The organism is Halorubrum sp. Atlit-26R (assembly GCF_003666015.1).
GTDB lineage: Archaea > Halobacteriota > Halobacteria > Halobacteriales > Haloferacaceae > Halorubrum.
In genome coordinates this window covers 1-432 of sequence record NZ_QPLT01000560.1, presented here as the reverse complement: position 1 = coordinate 432, position 432 = coordinate 1, and the positions used below count along the sequence as shown (strand labels likewise).

Genomic DNA, 432 nt, shown 5'->3' with positions numbered 1-432 from the left:
CTGGTCGCGGAGGTCAGCGTCGGTCGCGAGTTCTTCACGCAGGAACGCGCGGAGCTCGTCGGCGTCGGCACCGTTAAGTGCGGTGTCGAGCCGATCACCTTCGTCTTGGGGAGGGTCGTCAACACACCGAAGCACCACGGCGACGACGTGCTTGCACGTGCCCGGCCCGTCGTACGGACAGTCGCACCACGGGGCAAACCCGTTGGTGGCGAGGTCAACACGGACATCGTACTGACGGCTGCCGCTCACGACTGCGGTTACAGTGGTGTCGATGCGGTGAATTCCGTGGATACGGCCCTCCTCACGGTATCGTTCGCCGCGTTCGAAGACTGCGTCCGTGCAGATGTCCCGGACTGCGTCCTCGGTTACATCCATCTTTACGGTGGGTTTGACGCACTATTCAGCCGATCCAGTGCATCATCCTCGTACGCT

1 protein-coding gene is annotated in these 432 nt (G+C 62.5%); it reads right to left on the bottom strand.

Features of this window, described 5'->3' with window-relative positions; translation table 11 throughout:
• The coding region (locus DVK07_RS21940; protein WP_147441350.1) for an SWIM zinc finger domain-containing protein at positions 1-375 on the bottom strand (375 nt) is incomplete at its 3' end.
• Between the last annotated feature and the right edge of the window lie 57 nt (positions 376-432).